This is a genomic window from Stenotrophomonas sp. SrG (genome assembly GCF_050031795.1).
In the GTDB taxonomy this organism is placed as follows: domain Bacteria; phylum Pseudomonadota; class Gammaproteobacteria; order Xanthomonadales; family Xanthomonadaceae; genus Stenotrophomonas; species Stenotrophomonas rhizophila_A.
Map to the genome: position 1 here is coordinate 48,261 of NZ_JBNBBE010000017.1, position 20,013 is coordinate 68,273.

19 protein-coding genes are annotated in these 20,013 nt (G+C 66.0%); 13 read left to right on the forward strand and 6 right to left on the reverse strand.

Annotated features, from left to right (window positions below):
* Window positions 1–68 precede the first annotated feature (68 nt).
* The 6 genes from gloA (at window position 69) to ACQG3P_RS15755 (ending at window position 5,113) form a co-directional block, all read left to right on the forward strand.
* The gene (gene gloA, locus ACQG3P_RS15730) at window positions 69–596 is read left to right on the forward strand and encodes a lactoylglutathione lyase (RefSeq protein WP_426805580.1); all 528 of its coding nucleotides are present in this window, start codon (window positions 69–71) and stop codon (window positions 594–596) included.
* A gap of 93 nt (window positions 597–689) precedes the next feature.
* On the forward strand, window positions 690–1,118 hold the full coding sequence (locus ACQG3P_RS15735) for a VOC family protein (RefSeq protein ID WP_426805581.1): 429 nt from the start codon (window positions 690–692) through the stop codon (window positions 1,116–1,118).
* 134 nt (window positions 1,119–1,252) lie between these two features.
* Window positions 1,253–2,560, forward strand: coding sequence for a putative DNA modification/repair radical SAM protein (locus ACQG3P_RS15740; protein ID WP_068854083.1), 1,308 nt, complete (start codon window positions 1,253–1,255; stop codon window positions 2,558–2,560).
* Window positions 2,557–4,020, forward strand: coding sequence for a UdgX family uracil-DNA binding protein (locus tag ACQG3P_RS15745; RefSeq protein ID WP_426805582.1), 1,464 nt, complete (start codon window positions 2,557–2,559; stop codon window positions 4,018–4,020). Before ACQG3P_RS15740 ends, ACQG3P_RS15745 begins: the two co-directional genes overlap by 4 nt.
* A gap of 182 nt (window positions 4,021–4,202) precedes the next feature.
* Window positions 4,203–4,412: a hypothetical protein gene (locus tag ACQG3P_RS15750; RefSeq protein ID WP_426805583.1), complete on the forward strand. Its 210-nt coding sequence runs from the start codon at window positions 4,203–4,205 to the stop codon at window positions 4,410–4,412.
* Entirely contained in the window at window positions 4,409–5,113 is a 705-nt protein-coding gene (locus tag ACQG3P_RS15755) for a hypothetical protein (protein ID WP_426805584.1), read from the forward strand. The genes ACQG3P_RS15750 and ACQG3P_RS15755 overlap by 4 nt, the downstream gene beginning before the upstream one ends.
* A gap of 55 nt (window positions 5,114–5,168) precedes the next feature.
* On the opposite strand, the gene ACQG3P_RS15760 is transcribed toward ACQG3P_RS15755, so the two are convergent.
* Both ACQG3P_RS15760 and glmS read right to left on the reverse strand, forming a co-directional pair.
* Complete coding sequence (locus tag ACQG3P_RS15760) at window positions 5,169–5,600, reverse strand: CBS domain-containing protein (RefSeq protein WP_095362998.1); 432 nt, start codon at window positions 5,598–5,600, stop codon at window positions 5,169–5,171.
* 253 nt (window positions 5,601–5,853) lie between these two features.
* Window positions 5,854–7,695 (reverse strand): glutamine--fructose-6-phosphate transaminase (isomerizing), encoded by a 1,842-nt coding sequence (glmS, locus tag ACQG3P_RS15765; protein ID WP_426805585.1) that lies wholly within the window; start codon window positions 7,693–7,695, stop codon window positions 5,854–5,856.
* Between the two features lie 203 nt (window positions 7,696–7,898).
* Between glmS and ACQG3P_RS15770 the strand changes: the two genes are divergently transcribed.
* The 7 genes from ACQG3P_RS15770 to ACQG3P_RS15800 all read left to right on the forward strand — a co-directional run bounded on the left by ACQG3P_RS15770 (window position 7,899) and on the right by ACQG3P_RS15800 (window position 15,654).
* Complete coding sequence (locus tag ACQG3P_RS15770; RefSeq protein ID WP_426805586.1) at window positions 7,899–9,167, forward strand: efflux RND transporter periplasmic adaptor subunit; 1,269 nt, start codon at window positions 7,899–7,901, stop codon at window positions 9,165–9,167.
* Window positions 9,168–9,198: 31 nt separating this feature from the next.
* Window positions 9,199–9,918 (forward strand): ABC transporter ATP-binding protein, encoded by a 720-nt coding sequence (locus tag ACQG3P_RS15775; RefSeq protein WP_068854090.1) that lies wholly within the window; start codon window positions 9,199–9,201, stop codon window positions 9,916–9,918.
* Window positions 9,919–9,929: 11 nt separating this feature from the next.
* A complete protein-coding gene (locus ACQG3P_RS15780) occupies window positions 9,930–11,231 on the forward strand; it encodes an ABC transporter permease (RefSeq protein ID WP_068854091.1) in 1,302 nt (433 codons plus the stop codon).
* Between the two features lie 16 nt (window positions 11,232–11,247).
* Window positions 11,248–12,468, forward strand: coding sequence for an ABC transporter permease (locus ACQG3P_RS15785; RefSeq protein WP_093534634.1), 1,221 nt, complete (start codon window positions 11,248–11,250; stop codon window positions 12,466–12,468).
* Window position 12,469: 1 nt separating this feature from the next.
* On the forward strand, window positions 12,470–12,880 hold the full coding sequence (locus ACQG3P_RS15790; RefSeq protein WP_426805587.1) for a PDZ domain-containing protein: 411 nt from the start codon (window positions 12,470–12,472) through the stop codon (window positions 12,878–12,880).
* Window positions 12,881–12,958: 78 nt separating this feature from the next.
* Window positions 12,959–14,302, forward strand: coding sequence for a sigma-54-dependent transcriptional regulator (locus ACQG3P_RS15795; protein ID WP_068854093.1), 1,344 nt, complete (start codon window positions 12,959–12,961; stop codon window positions 14,300–14,302).
* Window positions 14,299–15,654: a sensor histidine kinase gene (locus ACQG3P_RS15800; protein ID WP_426805588.1), complete on the forward strand. Its 1,356-nt coding sequence runs from the start codon at window positions 14,299–14,301 to the stop codon at window positions 15,652–15,654. Before ACQG3P_RS15795 ends, ACQG3P_RS15800 begins: the two co-directional genes overlap by 4 nt.
* 106 nt (window positions 15,655–15,760) lie before the next feature.
* On the opposite strand, the gene glmU is transcribed toward ACQG3P_RS15800, so the two are convergent.
* The 4 genes from glmU to atpG all read right to left on the reverse strand — a co-directional run bounded on the left by glmU (window position 15,761) and on the right by atpG (window position 19,993).
* Window positions 15,761–17,125, reverse strand: coding sequence for a bifunctional UDP-N-acetylglucosamine diphosphorylase/glucosamine-1-phosphate N-acetyltransferase GlmU (glmU, locus tag ACQG3P_RS15805; protein WP_426805589.1), 1,365 nt, complete (start codon window positions 17,123–17,125; stop codon window positions 15,761–15,763).
* A 134-nt stretch (window positions 17,126–17,259) separates the two neighbouring features.
* Window positions 17,260–17,682: a F0F1 ATP synthase subunit epsilon gene (locus tag ACQG3P_RS15810; protein WP_068854096.1), complete on the reverse strand. Its 423-nt coding sequence runs from the start codon at window positions 17,680–17,682 to the stop codon at window positions 17,260–17,262.
* A gap of 2 nt (window positions 17,683–17,684) precedes the next feature.
* Window positions 17,685–19,091: a F0F1 ATP synthase subunit beta gene (atpD, locus tag ACQG3P_RS15815; protein ID WP_068854097.1), complete on the reverse strand. Its 1,407-nt coding sequence runs from the start codon at window positions 19,089–19,091 to the stop codon at window positions 17,685–17,687.
* A gap of 38 nt (window positions 19,092–19,129) precedes the next feature.
* Complete coding sequence (gene atpG, locus ACQG3P_RS15820) at window positions 19,130–19,993, reverse strand: F0F1 ATP synthase subunit gamma (protein ID WP_068854098.1); 864 nt, start codon at window positions 19,991–19,993, stop codon at window positions 19,130–19,132.
* Between the last annotated feature and the right edge of the window lie 20 nt (window positions 19,994–20,013).

The following is a 20,013-nucleotide window of genomic DNA, read 5'->3' on the forward strand; positions in this document are numbered from 1 at the left end:
TCCCCTTGCCGCCGCCCCGCTAAAATGAACGGCCCGCCGCGTTGCGCGGCCCCCCCACAGGATCCCCCATGAGCCTTGCCTCCCTGCAGTCCCAGCCGGGCGTTGCCGCCCAGCCGCCGGCCGAAACCACCGGCTTCGTGTTCAACCACACCATGCTGCGCGTCAAGGACGCCGCCGCCTCGCTGGACTTCTACACCCGCGTGCTCGGCTTCCGCCTGCTCGACCAGCGCGATTTCCCCGAGGCGCAGTTCAGCCTGTACTTCCTGGCCCTGCTGCCGGCGGACACGTCCATCCCCGAGGGCGACGACGCCCGCCGGGTGTGGATGGCCGGCCTTCCGGGCGTGCTGGAACTGACCCACAACCATGGCACCGAAACCCAGGAAGGCCGCGTGTACCACGACGGCAACCAGGACCCCCGCGGCTTCGGCCACATCTGCGTCTCCGTGCCGGACATCCACGCGGCCTGCAAGCGCTTCGATGACCTCGAGGTGCCCTACCAGAAGCGCCTGGAAGACGGCCGCATGAAGCACCTGGCCTTCATCAAGGACCCGGACGGCTATTGGGTGGAGATCATCTCCAACACCCCGATCGGCTGACCGCCCCCGGCTTCAACAATGTGCACGCCCTGCCAAGGCGGGCGTGCACCGCCGGTGGTATACCTGCGTTCCTTTCCACCCGAAGGAACCCGCATGGAAACCATGGAACTGCACCGCGGCCGGCTCATCGACCACCTGCAACTGATCGTGCGTGACCTGCCGGCCAGCCGCCGCTTCTACCAGGCCGTGTTCGACACCATCGGCATTCCCATCGCCGGCGAAGGCGATACGTATTTCTGGGCCGATGAGCTGTTCATTTCCACCGCCGACAGCGAAGCGGCCGCCGGTGAACTGACCGGCCGCCACCACCTGGCCTTCCAGGCCCGCGACCGCGTCACCGTCGATGCCTTCCACAAGGCGGCGTTGGCCGCAGGCGGCAAGGACAACGGCGCCCCCGGCGAACGCCCCTACCACCCGGGCTATTACGCCGCCTTCGCGATCGATCCGGACGGCAACAACATCGAGGTCGTGTATCACGGCCCGGCGACCTACAGCGCCGACTCGGTGAAAGTCACGTTCTGAGTACCGTCGTTACCCAGCCGCGCCTTCGTAGAGCCACCCCTTGGGTGGCTGCATCCATGCCGGCACCCTGAACCCTTCAGCCACCACCCACGCCAGTCTCACAACGTGAGACTGGCCGCCCCTACCGTCTCTCCATGGAGACGATACGCAAACTGGCGATCCTGGCCGATGCCGCCAAGTACGACGCGTCCTGCGCCTCCAGTGGCGCGGGGCGGCGGGATTCGCGCGCGTCCGGCGGCATCGGCAGCACCGAAGGCGCCGGCATCTGCCACAGCTACACCCCCGACGGTCGCTGCGTATCGCTGCTGAAGATCCTGCTCACCAACTTCTGCATCTACGACTGCGCCTACTGTGTGAACCGGGTCTCCAGCAACGTACCGCGCGCACGCTTCAACGTGGCCGAAGTCGTCGCGCTGACCATGGATTTCTACAAGCGCAACTACATCGAAGGATTGTTCCTTTCCAGCGGCATCATCCGAAATGCCGACTACACCATGGAGCAGATGGTGGAAGTGGCGCGGCAGCTGCGCGAGGAACACCGGTTCTCCGGCTACATCCATCTCAAGACCATTCCGGAAGCCTCGCCCGAACTGCTGGCGGCCGCCGGTCGCTACGCCGACCGCCTGTCGATCAACATCGAGCTGCCCACCGAGGAGGGCTTGAGCAGCTTCGCGCCAGAGAAATCGCTGCCTTCCATTCGCGGCGCGATGGGTGAACTGCGCTGGCGCATCGAAGAAGCCAAGGAGGCCAAGGCCGCCAGCGAGGCCAAGCCCACCACGGTGGCGGCACCGACGCCGACCGCCCCGGCCAAGCGCGCTGGCCGCGCCCGTGCGCCGCGCTTTGCACCTGCTGGCCAGAGCACGCAGATGATCGTCGGTGCCGACGGCGCCAGCGACCAGCAGATCCTGGGTGCTGCCGACAACCTGTACGGCAATTACCGCATGCGCCGGGTGTACTACTCGGCCTTCAGCCCTATCCCCGATGCGAGCCGGCTGCTACCAGTGCAGGCACCGCCGCTGGCGCGCGAACACCGCCTGTACCAGGCCGACTGGCTGCTGCGCTTCTATGGCTATGGCGTGGAGGAAATCACCGATACCACGCAGAACGGCATGCTCGACCTGGACATCGACCCGAAGTTGGCCTGGGCGATCCGCCACCCCGAACGCTTCCCGGTCGATCTCAACGTGGCGTCGAAGGAGATGTTGCTGCGCGTGCCGGGGTTGGGCGTGCGCAACGTCAAGCGCGTGTTGATGGCACGCCGCCATGGCCGCCTGCGCGTGGCCGACGTCGCCCGCCTGCGCGCACCGATGAGCAAGCTGCTGCCGTTCGTGCAGCTGGCCGACCATCACCCGCGTCGCGCACTGGATGACCCCACCGCGCTGCGCGCGCGGCTGGCACCGCCACCGCGCCAGGCTTCGCTGTTTCCCGACGCCGCCGCATGACCCGCTGGAGTGTGCGACTCGACCCGGCGTGGTCGGTGCAGTCCTGGCGTGAGGCCGCGCGGCGGGCGCTGCAGCACCGCGTCGCACCGGAGCAGCTGGACTGGCTGCAGCAGGGTGAAGGTTCGCTGCTGGACGCGCCGGCGCTGGCCCCCCTGTCCGCGCCTGACGCTGAAGCCGCCATTGCGGTGCCGAAGGCGTTCCTCGAACTGGCCGCCACCTGCCTGTGCCACCGCGATCCTCAGCGTCACCCGCTGCTGTACCGCATGCTGTGGCGAATCACCCACGGCGAGCGTGGCCTGCTCACCAACCCGGCCGATCCGGACGTGCTGCGTGCGATGGCCCTCGCCCAGGCGGTGCGCCGCGACAGCCACAAGATGAAAGCCTTCGTGCGTTTCCGCGAAGTACCGGGCGAAGAGGATGCCTTCATCGCCTGGTTCGAGCCCGATCACTTCATCGTGGATCGGGTCGCGCCGTTCTTCGCGCGCCGCTTTGCGGGGATGCGCTGGGCGATCCTCACGCCGTATCGCAGTGCACGCTGGGACGGCCAGGTGCTGGCATTCGGCCCCGGCAGCAAGCAGGCGGACGCGCCGGTGGAGGATGCGCGCGAAGAGCTGTGGCGCACCTACTACGCCAACATCTTCAACCCTGCCCGGCTCAACACGCGGATGATGCAGCAGGAAATGCCGGCCCGGTACTGGAAGCACCTGCCGGAAGCAAGCCTTCTGCCCACGCTGGTGCGCGATGCCGGTGACCGCGTGCAGGAAATGCATGACCGTGAAGCGCAGGCACCACAACGTCGGATACCGGAGCAGCACATTCCCCTGCGCGGCCCGGCAACTGCGAACGGCGATTCCCTCGACGAGCTGCGCACCGCGGCCGCCGCTTGCCGCCGTTGCCCGCTCTGGGAGCCGGCCACCCAGACCGTGTTCGGCGAAGGCCCGCGCGATGCGCAGGTGATGCTGGTCGGCGAGCAACCCGGGGACTCCGAGGACCTGAGCGGCCACCCCTTCGTCGGGCCAGCCGGGCAGCTGTTGAATCGGGCGCTGCAGGAACTGCGCATCGATCGCAACACGCTGTACCTGACCAACGCGGTGAAGCACTTCCGCTACGAGCGGCGCGGAAAGAAGCGCATCCATTCCAAACCTCAGGTCACCCATATCAACGCGTGCCGGCCATGGTTGCTGGCGGAGATTGAACAGGTAAACCCGAAAGTAATTGTCTGTCTGGGCGCCAGTGCAGCGCGTGCCGTGTTTGGTCCCGGCTTCCTACTAGGCCGCGACCGTGGCCAATGGCATACCCTGGAAGACGGCACGCGCGGGTTCGCCACGGTCCACCCGTCGTGGGTACTGCGGCAAAGCGCGGGCCCGGCGCAGGCGGATGCGTATCGACTGATGCTGGACGACTTGGCGAACCTTGCGGATCACATTCCCACCCACCACCCTTCCGGCAAACAGGGGTAGTTCGAAACCCACCCGATTGCCATTCGCGACAAGGGGCAGGGGCTGATCCGCAGCGTGCCTGAGTGATTGAAGTCGTTTTTTTTGTGCATTTTTCAGCCTCCTTGCCATGTTTGGCACGCTGGCCGATTGCAGGTTGAAGAGGCACCTGAGTGGGGCAGGCTGCGCGACGGTATGCTGCATCCATGGCTACTTCGAAATCCAGTCCGCAGCCGTCTGTTGTCGAAAGGAGTGAAAGCAGACGCGTCCGGATGACCGCCGCGGACCTCCTCACTTTGAGCGACGAGGAAAGGATTCGCCGGATATATGACATGACGCCGGAGCAGGCGGAGGCGATCATACGCAAGTCCGGCATCTTGACCGCTTCTGGCAAGCTGAAGCGCGGCTACCGATGAACGATGGACATCTTCAGCTCGGTTATCACGGCTGCGACGTCACGGTCAGAGACGGACTGGTTTCCGGACGACTGTCGCCTTCGCCCAGTGGCAATCAGTACGACTGGCTCGGCCCAGGCTTCTACCTGTTCGAAGGCGATGAAGAGAGGGCGATGGCCTTTGCCGAAGCAGCGGCCAGCCAACCGCAGCGCAGATTGACGGCGAGACCCATTGCGACACCAGCCGTCGTTGGGTGTGTCTTCAGCGTTCACCGATGCCTTGACATGACCACAAAGGCCGGCCGTCTGGAGTTCGAGAACGCCTACCTGAACTTCCAGGCGGGCTACCTTCGTATTGGGCAGTCACTCCCTCTGAATGTCCCGGTGGACGCACGTGACGAAGAGATCCTACTTCGTGGACTGGATAGAGCGGTGATCCAATTCATACATTCAAGCCGCCAGGACGTTGCCGGGCTCGAGCAGTTCCAAGCCGTGCGGGGCGCCTTCCGACAAGGTCCCGAAATCGCGCCGAACTCCGGATTTCACAGGGATAGCCATGTGCAGATTGCCTTGAGAGACACCGGCTGCATCAAGGGCTGGTTTTTCCCTCCGGGTACGAAGCAGCTCTCTCAACCAGAGCTCACCAAGGCGCAAACCGCGCTGCGTCTAGTACGAGAAAGCACTGCCAAGTTCCGCCAACGCGTTGAAACTGCCACGCGCTGAGCCAGTAGATCGAGGCTCTGAACCGCTGCGCAGAGCCCCGCTCTACGGCGTTCCTTTAATGCGCGGCCATGTAGATGTCCTGAAGCACCGCCTTCTCCAGCTCCAGCTCGCTGAGCAGGTTCTTGACGATGTCACCCAGGCTCAGGATGCCCACCAGCTTGCTGCCCTCGGTCACCATCAGGTGGCGGTGGCGCGAGTAGGTCATCAGCGCCATGGCCTGCTTCAGCGTCGCCTCGGGGGCGATGCCTTCCAGACCGGCCGAGGGAAGCGTGGCGATCACCCGGCGACCCGCCTGCGGGCCGTCGTCGGCCAGGCTGCGCACGATGTCTTTCTCGGAGATGATCCGGACCGGCACATCATCCTTCATCACCACCAGCGCGGCGATCTTGTGCGCGCTCATCTTGTGGGCAGCGGCGCCGATCGTGTCTTCGACGTCGATGGTGACAACGGAGTCTTTCTTGGATTGCAGAAGTTCGCGGACGTTCATTCTATTTCCTGTTGCAGACTGGGTGAAGCCACACGCCTTGCGTGGTGGGACCGATTGACGCAGCCAGCGGCTGACACCCCGAGAATGGCATTCCGACTAGAACCGACGCTGAATGTCGCTGGCGCCCGCGACTAAAGTTTTCCCAACGCCAGAAACGGCAAAGGGCGGCCCTGCTGGGCCGCCCCCTTTTTTTTTTGTTGAAGCGTGCCCACCAACGGTGGGCACCTACCCGCGAGCGACCTGGGTCGATCGCTTACTCCACCGTCACGCTCTTGGCCAGGTTGCGCGGCTTGTCCACGTCGGTGCCGCGCGCCAAGGCAGTGTGGTACGCCAGCAGCTGCACCGGGATGGTGTGCACCACCGGGCTGAGCACGCCGGCGTGGCGTGGGGTTCGGATGACGTGCACGCCTTCGGATTCGACGAAGTTGCTGTCCTGGTCGGCGAACACGAACAGCTCGCCGCCGCGCGCGCGCACTTCCTGCATGTTGGATTTGACCTTCTCCAGCAGGCTGTCGTTCGGCGCGATCACCACCACCGGCATGTCTTCATCCACCAGCGCCAGCGGGCCGTGCTTGAGCTCGCCGGCCGGGTAGGCTTCGGCGTGGATGTAGGTGATTTCCTTGAGCTTGAGCGCGCCTTCCAGGGCGATCGGGTAATGCAGCCCGCGGCCCAGGAACAGCGCGCTGTTCTTGCGCGCGAAACGCTCGGCCCAGATGGCGATCTGCGGCTCCATGTTCAACGCGTGCTGCACGCTGCCCGGCAGGAAGCGCAGCTGCTCCAGGTAGTCCGCCTCCTGCGCGGCGTCGACACGGCCGTGCAGCTTGCCCAGCACCACGGTCAGCTGGAACAGCGCCGCCAGCTGGGTAGTGAAGGCCTTGGTCGAGGCGACGCCGATCTCGGCACCGGCACGGGTGTAGCAGACCAGTTCGCTGGCGCGCGGGATGGCGCTTTCCGGCACGTTGCAGATCGACAGCGTGTGCAGGTGGCCCAGCGATTTGGCGTACTTCAGCGCCTCCATCGTGTCCAGGGTTTCACCGGACTGGGAGATGGTGACGATCAGGTGCTTGGGGTTGGCATACGCGGCGCGGTAGCGGTACTCGCTGGCGATCTCCACGCTGCACGGCAGGCCGGCGATGGATTCGATCCAGTAGCGCGCGGTCAGGCCGGCGTAGTAGCTGGTACCGCAGGCCAGGATCTGCACGCCTTCGATGCCGGCCAGCACGCTTTCGGCGTTCTTGCCGAACAGCTCGGCCGGGAAGCCACCGGCGTCGATCGCCGCTTCGATGGTGTCGCCCAGCGCGCGCGGCTGTTCATGGATTTCCTTCTGCATGAAGTGGCGGTACGGGCCCAGCTCCAGCGAGGCCAGCGACACATCCGACTGGTGCACGCCACGGTCCACCGGCTGGTTGTGTTCGTCATACACCTGCACGCCATCGCGGCGGATGTCGGCGGTGTCGCCCTCCTCCAGGAAAATCACGTTGCGGGTGGCCGAGATCACCGCTGACACGTCGGAGGCCACGAAGTTCTCGCCCTGGCCCAGGCCCACCAGCAGCGGGCAGCCCATGCGCGCACAGACGAAGTGGTCCGGCTCGGCGCGGCTCATCACCGCCAGCGCGTAGGCACCGGTCAGTTCCTTGACCGTGCGCTGCAGCGCCGACAGCAGGCTGTCGCCGTTCTTGAGGTTGTGGTGCATCAGGTGGGCGATGACTTCGGTGTCGGTCTGCGACTCGAACACGTAGCCCAACCCGCGCAGGCGCTCACGCTGCTCTTCGTGGTTTTCGATGATGCCGTTGTGCACCAGCGCCACGCCGTGGCTGATGTGCGGGTGGGCGTTGGCTTCGGTCACGCCGCCGTGGGTGGCCCAGCGGGTGTGGCCGATGCCGAGCGTGGCGTCGAAGCCTTCGGCAATGGCGGCCTTTTCCATCTCGGCCACGCGGCCGGTACGGCGCACGCGGCGCACGTCGGCCTGGGCCTGGGTCTGGTCCAGTACCGCGATGCCGGACGAGTCGTAGCCCCGGTATTCCAGCCGCTTCAGTCCTTCGATGAGTACCGGTACCACATCGCGATCCGCGATCGCCCCCACAATCCCGCACATAGATTCAGATCCCTGCTGTCGAACGCCCATTCTAGCGTGGGCGGCTGGACCGCTTGGACGCTGTCCGCTTAACAAAAGTGTCCGCTGCGGTGTCCGCGGACACCCGGACAATCGCGCCCGGTTCGCAAGCTGTTGTTTTCAAAGGGGCCAATGTTGGCACGCGGTGTGCTTGGTATACCGCAACCCAACCGCGAACGAGCCCGATGATCCGCGACACTTCCGCACAGGACCAGACCCTCTCCACCCCGGGCACGGCCGCGCCGTGGAAGCGCTGGCTGTGGCCGGGCATCGCCGCGCTGGTGGTGCTGCTGGCGATCATTTTCGCCGCCCGCGCCTGGCTCGGGTCCAGCCGCTCCTTCGACAGCGCGCGGGTGCGCATTGCCGAAGTCAAGCAGGGCGACCTGGTCCGCGACCTGGCCGCCGATGGCCGGGTGATCGCCGCCAACAGCCCCATCCTGTATGCGATCTCCGCCGGTACGGTGGACCTGAAGGTGGTGGCCGGCGACGTGGTGAAGAAGGGCCAGGAGCTGGCAGTAATTGACAGCCCCGAGCTGCGCAGCAAGCTGGCCCAGGAGCGCACCACCCTGGCCGGGCTGGAAGCCGAAGCCAGCCGCGCCGTGCTCGATGCCACCCTGGCCCGGGCCAAGGCCAGCAAGGAAACCGACCAGGCCAACATTGAGCGCCAGGCCGCCGAACGCGACCTGCAGCGCTACCAGCGCGGTTATGACGGCGGCGCGGTGCCGCAGATCGACCTGGCCAAGGCCAACGACAGCCTGAAAAAGGCCGACATCTCGCTGGCCAACGCCCAGACCGACGCCCGCCTGCAGGGCCAGGGCGCGGACCTGGATGCCCGCAACAAGCGCCTGCTGGCCGACCGCCAGCGCGCGGTAGTGGAAGAAGTGCAGCGCCAGGTGGACGCGCTGACCCTGCGCGCACCGTTCGATGGCCAGGTAGGCCAGGTCCAGGCCACCCAGCACACCCAGGTAGCGGCCAACGCGCCGATCCTGGGCGTGGTCGATCTGTCGCGCTTCGAGATCGAGATCAAGGTGCCGGAAAGCTTCGCCCGCGACCTGTCCATCGGCATTCCGGCCCAGCTCACCAGCGGCAATGGCCAGCCGTTCCCGGGCGAGATCAGCGCGGTATCGCCCGAAGTGGTGGCCGGCGAAGTCAATGCCCGCATCCGCTTCACCGACAAGCAGCCGCAGGGCCTGCGCCAGAGCCAGCGCATGCAGTCGCGGATCGTGCTCGATACCCGCCGCAATGTCATCAAGGTCGAGCGTGGCCCGTTCGTGGAACAGGGCAACGGCCAGGCCTACGTCATGGATGGCGATACCGCGATCCGCCGCCCGGTCCGGCTGGGCGTCAGCAGCCTGGGCGAAGTGGAAATCCTGTCCGGCCTGCGCCCGGGCGACCGCGTGGTCGTCTCCGGCGCTGACCTGTTCGGCGATGCCGAATCCGTCTCCATCAACTGATCACCCTCATCACTTCAACCAAGGAAACACCATGCTCGAGATGCGCTCGGTCGCCAAAGTATTCCGCACCGAACAGGTGGAAACCCATGCCCTGCGTTCGCTGGACCTGCACGTGCGCGAGGGTGAGTTCGTTGCGGTAACCGGCCCGTCCGGTTCGGGCAAGACCACCTTCCTCAACATCGCCGGCCTGCTGGAAACCTTCACCAGCGGCACCTACATGCTCGATGGGCAGGACGTGAGCAAGCTGGGCGACGATGCCCGCAGCCGCCTGCGCAACCAGAAGATCGGCTTCATCTTCCAGGGTTTCAACCTGATCTCCGACCTCAACCTGTTCGACAACGTCGACGTGCCGCTGCGTTACCGCGGCATGCCGGCCAGCGAACGCAAGCAGCGCATCGAACGCGCACTCGGCCAGGTCGGGCTGGGCTCGCGCATGAAGCACTACCCCTCCGAACTGTCGGGCGGCCAGCAGCAGCGCGCCGCCATCGCCCGCGCCCTGGCCGGCAGCCCGCGCCTGCTGCTGGCCGACGAACCGACCGGCAACCTGGACAGCCAGATGGCCCGCGGGGTGATGGAACTGCTGGAAGAGATCAACGCCGCCGGCACCACCATCGTCATGGTCACCCATGACCCGGAACTGGCCGCGCGTGCCCAGCGCAACGTGCACATCGTCGATGGCCAGGCCACCGACCTGGTGCGCGAACCGGTGCTGGCCACCCCGCGCGTTGCCGTCGCCACGCTCAACGACTGAGGCCCGCCACCATGCTCGCCTACTACTTCCGACTGGCCCTGCGCAGCTTCCGGCGCAACAAGGTGCTGACCGCGCTGATGGTGATCGCCATCGCGCTGGGCATCGGTGCTTCCATGACCACCCTGACCGTGTTCCATGTGCTGTCAGGCGATCCGATCCCGCAGAAGAGCGACCGCCTGTTCAACGTGCAGGTCGACCCGCGGCCGATGATCGGCTACCAGCCCAGCGAAGAGCCCGAAGAACAGGTCACCCGCTTCGATGGCGAAACGCTGCTGCGTGAGAAGAAGGCCAAACACCAGGTGCTGATGACCGGTGGTGGCGTCACGGTGGAACCGGACAACAGCACGCTGCGTCCGTTCGACACCGATGCGCGCTATGCGTCCAGCGATTTCTTCACCATGTTCGATGCGCCGTTCAAGTACGGCCAGGGCTGGAAGCCCGACCAGGACGAAGGTCGTGGCCGGGTGGCGGTGATCTCCAAGGCCTTGAACGAGAAGTTGTTCAACGGCCAGAACAGCGTGGGCAAGCCATTGCGCATGGATGGGCACACCTTCAACATCGTCGGCGTGCTGGACGAATGGAATCCCAACCCGCACTTCTACGACCTGGAAACCGGCCGCTACGGCGACAGCGAAGACATCTTCGTGCCGGTGTTCACCGCGCTGGACCTGAAGTTCGGCCGCAACGGCAACATGAACTGCTGGGACAACGCCAACGGCGAGGAAACCGCACTCAATGCACCGTGCGTGTGGATGCAGTACTGGGTTGAGCTGGCCTCGCCGGCCGACGCCGGCGACTACCGGGCGTATCTGGAAAACTACTCGGCACAGCAGAAGGCCGCCGGTCGCTTCCAGCGTCCGTCCAACGTGCGCCTGCGCAACGTGATGGAGTGGCTGGACTTCAAGCAGGTGGTGCCCAGCGACGTGCGCCTGCAGCTGTGGCTGGCACTGGGCTTCCTGGCGGTGTGCCTGATCAACACGGTGGGCCTGCTGCTGGCCAAGTTCCTGCGCCGCAGCGGCGAGATCGGCGTACGCCGCGCACTGGGGGCCAGCCGTGGGCAGATCTTCCTGCAGTCGCTGGTCGAAGCCGGCACCGTCGGCCTGGCCGGTGGCGTGCTGGGCCTGGGACTGGCCCTGCTGGGCCTGTATGCGGTTCGGCAGCAGCCGGTGGACTACGCCAAGCTGGCCACGCTGGACGGCAAGATGCTGCTGCTCACCTTCGGCCTGACCCTGGCCGCCAGCCTGTTGGCCGGTTTCCTGCCGGCGCTGCGCGCCATGCAGGTCACCCCCGCCATTCAACTCAAATCGCAGTAAGGATCCGGAGCACATCATGGATATCCGACCCATCCTGAGCACGTTGCGCCGGCACAAGACCGCCGCCGCACTCATCGTGCTGGAGATCGCGCTGACCTGCGCGATCGTCTGCAACGCGTTGTTCCTGATCGGCCAGCGCCTGGAAAAGATCAACCAGCCCAGCGGCATTGCCGAACAGGAGCTGCTGGAAGTGCGGCTGGGCGGCATCGGCAAGCAGGTCAATGCCACCGCCCGTACCCGTGAGGACCTGGCCGCGCTGCGCTCCATCCCCGGGGTGAAGAACGCAGTGGCGATCAACCAGCTGCCGTTCCGGCGCAACTCCTGGAACACCAGCCTGTCGCTGATCCCCGACCAGGAACGCCCCAACTTCAACGCCGCGCAGTACTTCTCCATGGAAGGTACGCTGGATACCATGGGCCTGCAGCTGGTGGCCGGCCGCGACTTCGAGGGCGACGAATTCGCCAACCTGGAAGACGTGGAGAAGGACGCCACCATCGAGCAACGCGGCTCGGCGGTGATCCTGAGCAGCAAGGCCGCCACCAAGCTGTTCCCGGATGGCCAGGCCATCGGCAAGACGATCTACAGCGGCCGCATGCCGCTACGCATCGTCGGCGTGGTGAAGGAACTGGCGCGCCCGGTGACGGTGGAGTCCGACACCGGCTATTCGATGATCCTGCCGGTGCGGGTCAACTACGATATGGGCACGTACCTGATCCGGGTGACCGACGCGGCGCGCCGCCAGGAAGTGCTCACCGCCGCCGTGGCCGCGCTGGAGAAGGTGGACAGCAGCCGCATGGTGCGCGCCAAGCTCACCTACACCGAACAGCGCGAGAAGTACTTCCAGAACGACCGCGCCATGGTGGGCCTGCTGATCACCGTGTGCGTGGCGCTGCTGGTGGTCACCGCGCTGGGCATCGTCGGCCTGGCCAGCTTCTGGGTGCAGCAGCGTACCAAGCAGATCGGCATCCGCCGTGCGCTGGGCGCCACCCGTGGCCAGATCCTCCGGTACTTCCAGACCGAGAACTTCCTGCTGGCCACCGTGGGTATCGTGCTGGGCATGCTGCTGGCGTACTCGATCAACCTGTGGCTGATGGGTGCCTACGAGCTGCCGCGCATGCCGATCACCTACCTGCCCATTGGCGCAGTGCTACTTTGGCTGCTGGGCCAGATCGCCGTGTTCGGGCCCGCCCACCGCGCCGCGGCGGTACCGCCGGCCGTCGCCACCCGGAGTGCCTGACATGACCGTTTCCCCCATCCGTCTCACGCTGGCCGCCCTGCTGCTTATCAGCACCACCGCCTGCGCCGAAAGCACCCAGACCGAGTCGTCGCGTATGGACTGGCGCCAGGATGGCGCGCGCCTGACCCTCGAATCCAAGCAGGGCGCGGTGAGCGTTACCGCCGCGTCGCCGGCCAGCCGCTTCGGCGTGCAGGCCGGCGACCAGGTCCTGCGCGTGGACGGCGTGCCGGTGCGCAAGGTGGGCGAATTGACCGACGCACTGTCGGCCAGCGACAAAGCCAGCGTGCCGGTCACGGTGCGCCGCGCCGGCCGCGACCAGGTAGTCAGCGTGCCGACCTCAGCATGGCGCGCGGTGCAGCCACCGCCCCCGCCTCGCCCGCCGGCGCCGCCGTCACCGCCGGAACGCCCGTAAGCCGCCTTCCGGGCCCACCCTGCCGGTGGGCCCGGCGCTCGGGTACTCTCTGCCTACTTTCCGGTCCTTCGTTGCCGCATGCCTTCGATCCTGATCATTGACGACAACGCCAGCGTGGCTACCGCGCTGGAGGTCCTGTTCTCGCTGCACGACATCGACGCCGTGCACGCGCTGTCGCCAGACGAGGGCCTGGCGCTGCTGGAACAGCAGCCGGTGGACCTGGTCATCCAGGACATGAACTTCACCGAAGACACGACGTCCGGTGAAGAAGGGGAAGCGCTGTTCCAGCAGATCCGCGCCCGCCACCCGGACCTGCCGGTGATCCTGCTTACCGCCTGGACCCATCTAAGCAGTGCGGTGGACCTGGTCAAGGCCGGCGCAGCCGACTACCTGGCCAAGCCCTGGGACGACCGCAAGCTGCTGACCACGGTCAACAACCTGCTGGAGCTGTCTGAAACCCGCCGCGAGCTTGACCGCCGCCGTGCGCGCGAACAGCGCGACCGCACGGCGCTGGAAGCGCGCTACGACCTGCGCGGTGCGGTGGTGGCCGACCCGGCCAGCGAACGCGTGGTGAACCTGGCCTGCCAGGTCGCGCGCTCCGAGCTGCCCGTGCTGATCACCGGGCCCAACGGCGCAGGCAAGGAGAAGATCGCCGAGATCATCCAGGCCAACTCGCTGGTGGCCAAAGGCGCGTTCGTGGCGCTGAACTGCGGCGCCATTCCGTCCGAGCTGATCGAGGCTGAACTGTTCGGCACCGAGGCCGGCGCCTACACCGGCGCCAACAAGGCGCGCGAAGGCAAGTTCGAAGCCGCCGATGGCGGCACGTTGTTCCTGGATGAGATCGGCAACCTGTCGCTGGGCGGGCAGATGAAGCTGCTGCGCGTGCTGGAAACCGGCCGTTTCGAGCGGCTGGGCTCCAACCGCGAGCGCCAGGTCAAGGTGCGCGTGATCAGCGCGACCAACGCCGACCTGCCGGCGATGATCCGCGACGGCCAGTTCCGCGAAGACCTGTATTACCGCCTCAACACCGTTGAATTGGCACTGCCGCCACTGGCCGAGCGGCCGGGCGACATCCTGCCGTTGGCCGAACGCTTCCTGGGCGATGGCAAGCCACTGTCCAATGCCGCCGCCAGTGCGTTGCAACGGCACGCGTGGCCCGGCAACGTGCGCGAGCTGCGCAACGTGATCCAGCGCGCCGGCCTGCTCGCACAGGGCCCGCGTATTGAAGTGGGAGACCTGAACCTGCCCCGTGCCGTGGCGGCGCCGCGTGCGGCCACGCCTGCCGCCGATCCGGACCGCAGCCGGATCGAATCGGCGCTGTCGCACAGCCACGGCATCATTGCCCAGGCTGCGGCCGAACTCGGCCTGAGCCGGCAGGCGCTGTACCGCCGCATGGACCGCTACGGTATTCCGCGCGAATGAAGCGCACCTCGTTCACCTTCCGCCTGTTCCTGCGCCTGCTGCCGGTGCTGGCGCTGGCTGCGGCCGGGCCGTGGCTGCTGGCGTACTGGATGGACCAGGGCTGGCTGGTGACGCTGGTGTCCACCGTGGCGCTGCTGGTGCTGATGTGGTGGACGTTGCGCCGTGCCACCGCACCGGTGCGCTCGCTGCTGCGGGCGCTGTCGGGGACCACCAGCAGCTACCGCGATGGCGAATACAACTTCAGCGTGTACTGGCCGGGCAACGATGAACTGGGCGACCTGGTCCAGGCGCACCGCGAGCTGGGTGACGTGCTGCGCGAGCAGCGGCAGGGGCTGGTGCAGCGCGAGCTGCTGCTGGACACCATGGTGCAGAACACGCCGGTGTCGATGCTGCTGCTGGCCAACGGCGGCGATGGCGTGCAGCGCGTCATGTTCTCCAACCTGGCCGCGCGCAAGCTGCTGCACAACGGCTGGAAGCTGGAAGGCCAGGCCATGCAGAACGTGCTGGAGACCATGCCGGTGGAGCTGCGCGATGCCATCGAACGCGGCGGCGACAGCCTGTTTGCCGTGCGCGGCCCGGGTGACGTGGATGACGAGGCGGATGACGATGACGAGCAGGTCTACCACCTGTCGCGGCGCAGCTTCCATCTCAACGGCCGCCCCCACGACCTGCTGCTGATCCGCCTGCTCACCGCCGAGTTGCGGCGACAGGAAGTGCAGACCTGGAAGAAGGTGATCCGGGTGATCAGCCACGAACTCAACAACTCGCTGGCACCGATTGCTTCGCTGGCGCATTCCGGGGGCGAGCTGGTGCGGCGTGGCAAGACCGAGCGCCTGGAAGAAGTGTTCGCCACCATCGAAGACCGGTCACGGCACCTGGAAGGCTTCATCCGCGGCTATGCGCGCTTTGCCAAGCTGCCGCAGCCGCAGCTGCAGAACGTGCAGTGGAAGCAGTTCCTGGCCGGGTTGCAGCTGCAGATTCCATTCCGCATGGCGGACATTCCCGAGGACCTCCAGGGGCGCGTGGACATCGCCCAGCTGGGCCAGGCGCTGCTGAACCTGCTCAAGAACGCGCATGAAGCGTGCGCTGAAGCCGAGCCACCCAATGATGACGTGGAGCTGCGCCTGACCCGGCTGCCGCAGTGGCTGCGGATCGAGGTGCTGGACCGTGGCAAGGGCATGAACGAGGCGGTGCTGCAGAACGCGCTGATGCCGTTCTATTCCACCAAGCGCAATGGCACGGGACTCGGGTTGGCGCTTACCCGCGAAATCGTCGAGGCGCATGGTGGGCGCGTGTCGCTGCAGAACCGCCGCGAGGGCGGTCTGTGCGTGGCGATCTTTTTGCCGGTGTAAAGCGTACCCACCAACGGTGGGCACCTACCGCGATGTGTGCCCACCAACGGTGGGTACCTACCGCAATGCGCAGCATGGTAGGTGACGACCGTTGGTCGTCACCGGGTCACCGCTTGGTCGGGCGGTGCCAGCCTTCAATCGTCTGCTGGCGCGCGCGCGCGACGGTCAACTCACCTTCCGGTGCATTGCGGGTAATCACCGAACCGGCCGCGATTGTTGCGCCCTGCCCGATCGTCACCGGCGCCACCAGCGAGCTGTTGGAGCCGATGAAGGCGTTGTCGCCAATGGTGGTCTGCGACTTGTTCACGCCGTCGTAGTTGCAGGTAATGGTGCCGGCGCCGATGTTGACCTTGCTGCCGATCACCGCATCACCCAGGTAGGTGAGGTGGTTGGCCTTGCTGCCCGGCCCCAGGCGCACCTTCTTGGTTTCCACGAAATTGCCCACGTGCGAACCGTCGGCCAGCACGGTGCCCGGACGCAGCCGCGCGAACGGGCCGATGTCGGCCGCGCCCTCGCTGACCACGCCGTCCAGGTCACAATGCGGCTTGACCACCGTGCCGGCGGCCAGCTTGACGTCCTTGAGCCGGGTGAACGGGCCGATGCTGACCCCGTCGCCCAGTTCAACGGCGCCTTCCAGGATCACGTTGACGTCGATCTGCACATCGCGGCCGACCGTGACCGTACCCCGGATATCGAGCCGGGCCGGGTCGATCACGCGGGCGCCCTGCGCGCACAGCGCACGCACTTCGCGCAGCTGCCACGCGCGTTCGAGCTGCGAGAGCTGCCAGGGGTCGTTGGCACCCTCGGCCTCCTGAGCGTCGGCCACGAAGGCCATGTCGGCGGGCGTGTAGTCCGCTGCGGCGGAGGCGAACACATCGGTCAGGTAGTACTCGCCCTGCGCGTTGCTGTTGGAGAGCTGCGACAACCAGGTGCGCAGCGCGGTCGATTCGGCGGTGATGATGCCGGTGTTGATGGTGCGGATGGCCAGCTGTTCGTCGGTCGCGTCCTTCTGCTCGACGATGGCGCCGACCTTGCCTTCGGCATTGCGTACGATCCGGCCATAGCCGGTCGGGTTGAGCATATCGGCCACCAGCACGGCCAGGCGGCCCGGCTGCGCCAGCAGGTGGCGCAGGGTATCCACCTGGATCAGCGGCACATCGCCGTACAGCACCAGGACCGTGGCCGCATCGGGCACCTGCGGCATGGCCTGCTGCACGGCATGGCCGGTGCCCAGCTGCTGGGTCTGTTCGGCCCACTGCAGGTCCGGCTGGTCGGCGAACGCCGCGCGCACCGCTTCACCACCGTGGCCGTACACCACATGGATGGCGTCGGGCCGCAGCTGGCGCGCGGTATCGATCACATGGGCCAGCATCGGGCGGCCGGCAATCGGCTGCAGCACCTTGGGCAGGTCCGACTTCATGCGCTTGCCAGCGCCGGCGGCGAGGATGATGACGTGCAGGGCTTGGGTCATGGGGATGGAGGGTGATCAAAGGTGACGACTGCGATTCTAGAACGCCCGCCGTCAATGTGCCGCGTTTCCGGTACGCGGAAACAACAACGCCGGCAGAAGCCGGCGTTGTCGCATGCAGCGGTAAGCGCTGGAACTCAGTGCTTGAGGGTCTTGCGCAGGCGCTCCAGCGCCTGCAGCTGGACCACGGCTTCGGCCAGCTTCTGCTGGGCTTCGGCCACTTCCATCGCTTCGCCACGGTTGGCCAGGATGCGCTCGGCTTCTTCCTTGGCCTTGCGGACCGAGGTTTCGTCGATGTCCTGCGCGCGGATCGCGGTGTCGGCCAGCACGGTCACGACCTGCGGCTGCACCTCGAGGATGCCGCCGGAGATGGCGAAGTCCAGCTGTTCGCCATTCGGGGTGGTGACCACCACCTTGCCCGGCTTGAGCCGGGTGATCAGCGGGGCGTGCTTGGGCGCGATGCCCAGTTCGCCAAGCTCACCCGTAGCCACGACCAGAGTCGCTTCACCACGGAAGATTTCCTGCTCGGCGCTGACGATGTCGCAACGGATGGTGCTCATGATCAGGCCTTCTCAGCCATCTTCTTGGCTTTCTCGACCGCTTCTTCGATGCTGCCGACCATGTAGAACGCCTGCTCCGGCAGGTGGTCGTATTCACCGTCGACGATGGCCTTGAAGCCGCGGATGGTGTCCTTCAGCGACACGTACTTGCCCGGCGAGCCGGTGAACACTTCGGCCACGTGGAACGGCTGGCTGAAGAAGCGCTCGATCTTGCGGGCGCGCGACACGGCCTGCTTGTCTTCTTCGGACAGTTCGTCCATGCCCAGGATGGCGATGATGTCCTTCAGTTCCTTGTACTTCTGCAGGGTCTGCTGGACGCGCTGGGCGGTGTCGTAATGTTCGTGGCCGATGACCAGCGGGTCCATCTGGCGGCTGGTCGAATCCAGCGGATCCACCGCCGGGTAGATACCCAACGAGGCAATCGAACGCGACAGGGTCACGGTCGAATCCAGGTGGGCGAAGGTGGTCGCCGGGGACGGGTCGGTCAAGTCATCGGCCGGCACGTAGACGGCCTGGATCGAGGTGATCGAGCCGTTCTTGGTCGAGGTGATGCGCTCCTGCAGGACGCCCATTTCCTCGGCCAGGGTCGGCTGGTAACCCACGGCCGACGGCATGCGGCCCAGCAGTGCCGACACTTCGGTACCGGCCAGGGTGTAGCGGTAGATGTTGTCGACGAACAGCAGCACGTCCTTGCCCTTGCCGTTTTCGTCCTTCTCGTCGCGGAAGTACTCGGCCATGGTCAGGCCGGTCAACGCGACGCGCAGGCGGTTGCCCGGCGGCTCGTTCATCTGGCCGTACACCATCGCGACCTTGTCCAGGACGTTGGAGTCCTTCATCTCGTGGTAGAAGTCGTTGCCCTCACGGGTACGCTCACCCACGCCGGCGAACACGGACAGACCGCTGTGCGCCTTGGCGATGTTGTTGATCAGTTCCATCATGTTGACGGTCTTGCCCACGCCGGCGCCGCCGAACAGGCCGACCTTGCCGCCCTTGGCGAACGGGCACATCAGGTCGATGACCTTGATGCCGGTTTCCAGCAGCTCGGTGGCCGGGGACTGGTCTTCGTACGACGGCGCTTCACGGTGGATTTCCCAGCTGTCGCTGGCGGTCACCGGACCGGCTTCGTCGATCGGACGGCCCAGCACGTCCATGATGCGGCCCAGGGTGCCGGCACCGACCGGCACCGAGATGGCGCGTTCGGTGTTGGTGGCCACCAGGTTGCGCTTCAGGCCGTCGGTGGAGCCCAGCGCGATGCAACGGACCACGCCGTCGCCGAGCTGCTGCTGCACTTCCAGCGTGATTTCGGTGTTGTCCACCTTCAGCGCGTGGTACACCTTCGGCACCGACTCGCGGGGGAATTCCACGTCGACGACGGCGCCGATGATCTGAACGATCTTGCCCTGACTCATTGCTGCATCCTCTAATTTAAATGCTTTGACTGCGCGCGTCAGACTGCTGCCGCGCCGCCGACGATTTCCGAAATTTCCTGGGTGATCGCTGCCTGGCGGGCCTTGTTGTAGACCAGCTGCAGGGTTCCGATCAGCTTGTTGGCGTTGTCACTGGCCGACTTCATCGCGACCATGCGGGCTGCATGCTCGGACGCGACGTTTTCCAGCACTGCCTGGTACACCAGCGATTCGACGTAACGCGTCATCACGTGCTCCAGCACGGTCGCGGCGTCGGGTTCGTACAGGTAATCCCAGTCGTGGTGTGCAACCTGCTTCTCGGCGGCCGGCAACGGCAGCAGCTGGTCGAAGCTGGCCTTCTGCGTCATCGTGTTGATGAAGCGGTTGTAGACCAGGTACACACGGTCGACCTTGCCTTCGGTGAAGGCATCGAGCATGACCTTGATGACACCGATCAGCTGTTCCAGGTGCGGCACGTCGCCCATGTGGGTGACGCTGCCGACCATGTTGACCTTGACGCGGCGGAAGAAGGTGGATGCCTTCTGGCCGATGGTCACCAGGTCGATCTCGGCGCCCTTGTCCTGCCACTCGCGCACGTCGCCGAGCATCTTGCGGAACAGGTTGTTGTTCAGGCCGCCGGCCAGGCCGCGGTCGGAAGAGACCACGATGTAGCCCACGCGCTTCACTTCGTCGCGCTGGACCAGGAACGGATGCTGGTAATCGGTGCTGGCCTGGGCCAGGTGGCCGATCACCTGCTTCATCGCCTGCGCATACGGACGCGACGTCTTCATCCGCTCCTGCGCCTTGCGGATTTTGGAGGCCGAGACCATTTCAAGCGCGCGGGTCACCTTGCGGGTGTTCTGCACGCTCTTGATCTTGGTTTTGATTTCGCGTCCGCTTGCCATCTCTTATTCCCGTAGAGCGG